Origin of the sequence: Actinomadura sp. WAC 06369 (genome assembly GCF_003947565.1) — a bacterium.
GTDB lineage: Bacteria > Actinomycetota > Actinomycetes > Streptosporangiales > Streptosporangiaceae > Spirillospora > Spirillospora rifamycini.
Genome location: NZ_QHJN01000311.1, coordinates 1 through 4351, shown reverse-complemented (window position 1 = coordinate 4351; position 4351 = coordinate 1). Strand labels below are relative to the sequence as shown.

Annotated in this window: 4 protein-coding genes and 3 tRNA genes; 5 read left to right on the top strand and 2 right to left on the bottom strand. The window is 77.0% G+C overall.

Features of this window, described 5'->3' with window-relative positions; all coding sequences use genetic code 11:
* Positions 1 to 453: alpha/beta hydrolase (locus tag DMH08_RS38740; RefSeq protein ID WP_233618067.1), on the bottom strand; the 453-nt coding region annotated here is incomplete at its 3' end.
* A 136-nt stretch (positions 454 to 589) separates the two neighbouring features.
* Between DMH08_RS38740 and DMH08_RS38735 the strand changes: the two genes are divergently transcribed.
* The gene (locus tag DMH08_RS38735) at positions 590 to 1159 is read left to right on the top strand and encodes an AAA family ATPase (RefSeq protein ID WP_199748227.1); all 570 of its coding nucleotides are present in this window, start codon (positions 590 to 592) and stop codon (positions 1157 to 1159) included.
* A gap of 121 nt (positions 1160 to 1280) precedes the next feature.
* Here DMH08_RS38735 and DMH08_RS38730 read toward each other — a convergent pair whose 3' ends face one another.
* The gene (locus tag DMH08_RS38730) at positions 1281 to 2738 is read right to left on the bottom strand and encodes a benzaldehyde dehydrogenase (protein WP_125621214.1); all 1458 of its coding nucleotides are present in this window, start codon (positions 2736 to 2738) and stop codon (positions 1281 to 1283) included.
* 491 nt (positions 2739 to 3229) lie between these two features.
* Between DMH08_RS38730 and DMH08_RS38725 the strand changes: the two genes are divergently transcribed.
* From DMH08_RS38725 to DMH08_RS38710, 4 genes are all read left to right on the top strand, one after another.
* Positions 3230 to 3302 (top strand) — tRNA-Asp (locus DMH08_RS38725).
* Between the two features lie 26 nt (positions 3303 to 3328).
* Positions 3329 to 3400 (top strand) — tRNA-Cys (locus tag DMH08_RS38720).
* Between the two features lie 37 nt (positions 3401 to 3437).
* Positions 3438 to 3513: transfer RNA gene (locus DMH08_RS38715), tRNA-Arg, on the top strand.
* A gap of 71 nt (positions 3514 to 3584) precedes the next feature.
* Positions 3585 to 4351: serine/threonine-protein kinase (locus tag DMH08_RS38710; protein WP_148108659.1), on the top strand; the 767-nt coding region annotated here is incomplete at its 3' end.

The window sequence follows — 4351 nt, the reverse complement described above, 5'->3', positions numbered from 1 at the left end:
GGCGTCGTCGGCCCCTGGTTCACCGGCCCCCTCGTCACCGCCGCCGGACGCGCCGGAGTGCGGCTGCACTACCTGGTGCTGCGCGCCGACGAGGACACCACCGTCGCGCGCGGCACCGCCCGCCGCGCCGCTCGCCGCCACCAGCGCCCGCACCACCGGGTCGTAGGACTCCACGTCGCCCAACACCCACCCGCCGCCGTGGAAGTACACCAGCAGCGGCCCTCCCGGACGCTCGCCCGCCGGACGGTACAGGCGCCCCCGCAGCAGGCCCGCCGCGCCCGCCACCGGCACGTCCGCCACGGCGCCGACCGGCACCCGCGGCGACCGCGCCAGATCGGCCGCGTGCTCCCGGCGCGCCTCGGCCAGCGACCGCCGCCCGCCCCCACCCGCGGCCGCCGCGGCGGCCGCGAGCCGGTCGCGCATGAACGCCAGATACTGCGGATCGCGACCCATGAACCCCTCCAGCGCCCCGCGCGGACGACGTCCCGCGCACCCTACCGACCACCCCTCCTCGCGGCCGGCCCCGCGCCGGACCCCGGACGGCGCGCGGTCGGGACGGACCGGGCGGCCGGGCCCCGATAATAGCCGCATGCACACGACCCGCGACGCGCGGCCGACGGACGTACTGGTCGTCACCGGGCCGCCGGGCACCGGCAAGAGCACCGTCGCGCGGATCCTCGCCGACGCCGCCACGCCCAGCGTCCACCTGCACACCGACGACTTCTACGCCTTCATCCGCCGCGGCGCCGTCGCCCCCTACCTGCCCGAGGCCCACGAGCAGAACCGGGTGGTCATGGACGTCATCGCCGGCGCCGCCGCCCGCTACGCCCAAGGCGGATTCCACGTCATCGTCGACGGCGTCGTCGGCCCCTGGTTCACCGGCCCCCTCGTCACCGCCGCCGGACGCGCCGGAGTGCGGCTGCACTACCTGGTGCTGCGCGCCGACGAGGACACCACCGTCGCGCGCGGCACCGCCCGCCGCGGCGCCGGCGCGCTCACCGACCCCGGCCCCCTGCGCGACATGCACCGCCGGTTCGGCGACCTCGGCGACCTCGGCGACCTCGAGCGGCACGTCATCGACAGCACCGCCCAGACCGCGGCCGAGACCGCCGACGCCGTCCGCGCCGCCGTCCGCGCCCGCACCCACCTGCTCACCTGACCCAGCCCGCCGCCGGACCGCCGCCGGACCGGACGGCCGCGCGGCAGGGCCCGCGACGCGGCGCGGCCCGCCGCCCCGGCGGGGGACGGCGGGCCGCGGCCACGCTTCGCGCTGACGCCGATCAGAACGGGTGCGGGGCGATGTCGCCGCGCATCGTCACCCACTGCGTCTCGGTGAACGCCTCGATGTTGGCGTCCGGGCCGCCGAACCGCGACCCGTTCCCCGACGCCGCCAGCCCGCCGAACGGCACCACCGGCTCGTCGTTGACCGTCTGGTCGTTGATGTGCACCAGCCCCGTCGGGACCGCGTCCGCGATCCGCATCGCCTCGCCCACGTCGCCCAGGATCCCCAGCGACAGCCCGTACTCGCTGTCGGCGGCCAGCGCCACCGCCTCCTCCACCGTCGAGAACGGCACCACCGGCGCCACCGGCCCGAACACCTCCTGCGCGTACGCGGGCATCGACGGGGCGACGTCCGCCAGCACCGTCGGCCGGTAGAACAGCCCCTCGTGGACGCCGCCCGCCGCCAGCCGCGCGCCCGCCGCGACCGTGCCGCGCACCAGCGCGTCCACGTGCTCCAGCTGGCCCCGGTCGATGATCGGGCCCAGGTGCACCGGGCCCGCCGCCGGGTCCCCGACCGCCAGCCCGTCGGCCTTGGCCGCCAGCGCCTCGACGTACTCCCCGTGCAGGCTCTCGTGCACCAGGTGCCGCCCGGTCGTCATGCAGATCTGCCCCTGGTGCAGGTAGGAGCCCCACGCGCCCGCCGCGACCGCCGCGGACACGTCCGCGCCCGGCAGGACGATCAGCGCGTTGTTGCCGCCCAGCTCCAGGTGCGCGCGCTTGAGCAGCCGCCCGCACACCTCCCCGATCGCGCGGCCCGCCGCCGTCGACCCGGTGAACGACACCACCCGCACCTCCGGCGCCGCCACCACCGCCTCGCCGGCCTCCCGGCCGCCCGGCAGCAGATGCAGCACCCCCTCCGGCAGGCCCGCCTCCTGGAAGATCCGCGCGACGGCCACGCCGCCGCACACCGCCGTCCGCGGGTCCGGCTTCAGCAGCACCGCGTTGCCCAGCGCCAGCGCCGGAGCCACCGACCGCATCGACAGGATCAGCGGGAAGTTGAACGGCGCGATCACGCTCACCACCCCCGCCGGGCGGCGCCGCGCCAGGCTCCACCGCGGCTGCGCCGACGGCAGCACCAGCCCCTGCGGATGCGACGCCAGCGCCGCCGCCTCATGGCACAGGTTCGCCGCGAACGACGCCTCCAGCGCCGCCTTCGGCGGAATCGACCCCGCCTCCCGCACGATCCAGCCCTCGATCTCGGCGGCGTGCTCCTCGAACAGCCGCCCCGCGCGCCGCAGCACCGCCGCGCGCTCCTCGTAGGAGCGGGCCGCCCAGTCGCGCTGCGCCGCCGCGGCCGCCGCCGCGGCCCGCGCCGCGTCCGCGCCGTCCGCCCGACCCAGCACCCCCAGCACGCCGCCGGTCGCCGGCTCGACGACGTCGAAGCCGCCGCCCCCGCCGGAGACCCACCCGCCATCGAAGATCTTCCCCGTCCACCCCCCGGGATCGAGCAGCGCCATCGTTCCTCCCACGGACCCGTCGGCCGAATGCGTAGCCCCCACCCTCACCGCGCCCGCCACCCCGCGGAACAGCGGCTTTCCGCTCAGCGGAAACCCGGGGCGCGGACGCGGCGAAAATGCGTTGCGCCGCCCCGCCGCACCGGGAGATCCTGGCGGAGCCGACGGCGCCCCCGGGCGCCGCGGCCCCGGCGAACGCGGCACCGACACCGCCGCTCCGGGACACCGCGACGGGAACATGACGGGCGAGGAGGGCCGGGACCACATGAGCCGCACCACCGACGCCCGGCGCTGTCGCCGCCGAACCCGAACCCGGTAGACGCGCCCACAGCGCACGCCGCAGGACCCGGATCGTCCCGGCGGCGCGCTTTCCCCGCGTCTGGCTGCCGATCGCCGGACACGTCCGTTCGTAGCGGCCGGGTCCACCCCGTTCCCTGCCCGTTCCCCCTGCCCGCGTCGGTGCGCGCCCGTGCGCCCGTCCGGGCCCGATACCCGGCCTCGTAGCTCAGCGGTCAGAGCACCGGCCCGTCACGCCGGAAGCCGCGGGTTCGAATCCCGCCGAGGTCGCCGCCCGCCCGCACCGGGCGGGCCCCGACGCCGTGGCCGAGCGGTAAGGCGGCGGTCTGCAAAACCGTCTCACGTGGGTTCGAATCCCACCGGCGTCTCGGTCCCCGCCCCCCTGTCACCCGGGGGCGGGGACGCCTCCCCGTGGCTCAGCGGACAGAGCACCGGCCTCCGAAGCCGGAGAACGCAGGTTCGAATCCTGCCGGGGAGACCACCCCCCAGAGCCGCCGCCCGTGCGGGCGAACCGGGCGCGGCGGGGGACGCCGCATGGTCAAATAGACAACCATGGCTGTAACACTGGAACCCGACGACCCGGAACGGCTCGGACGGTACGAGCTGACCGGCCGCCTCGGCGAGGGAGGCCAGGGCGTCGTGTACGCCGGGCGCGGGCCGGACGGCGGGGACGTGGCCGTCAAGCTGCTGCGCGCCTCGATCGGACGCGACCCGAAGGCGCGCGACCGGTTCGTGCGCGCAACGGGGGCCGCCGGGCGGGTCGCCGACTTCTGCACCGCCCGCGTGCTGGACGCCGGCGTCCACGGCGACCGGCCCTACATCGTCAGCGCGTCCGTGCCCGGCCCGTCCCTGCTCACCCTCGTCGACGAAGAGGGCCCGCGGACCGGCGCGGCCCTGCGGCGCCTCGCCATCGCCACCGCCACCGCGCTCGCGGCCGTCCACCACGCCGGGATCGCGCACCGCGACTTCAAACCACCGAACGTGCTGATGGCCGAGGACGGTCCCCGGGTCACCGACTTCGGCACCGCCGAAGCCCTCGGCGGCACCTCCGCCACGACGGGCCAGATCGTCGGAACGCCCGCGTACATGGCGCCCGAGCAGGTGAGCGGACAGGAGACCGGCGCCTGGACCGACATGTTCGCCTGGGGAGCCACCATCCTGTTCGCCGCCACCGGCCGACCCCCCTTCGGAGACGACACCGTGCCCGCGGTGATGCACCGCGTCCTGCACGACACCCCCGACACCGGCATGCTGCCCCCGCCCCTGGCCGACCTGGTCACCGCCTGCCTGGCCAAGGACCCGGCCCGCAGGCCGGCCGC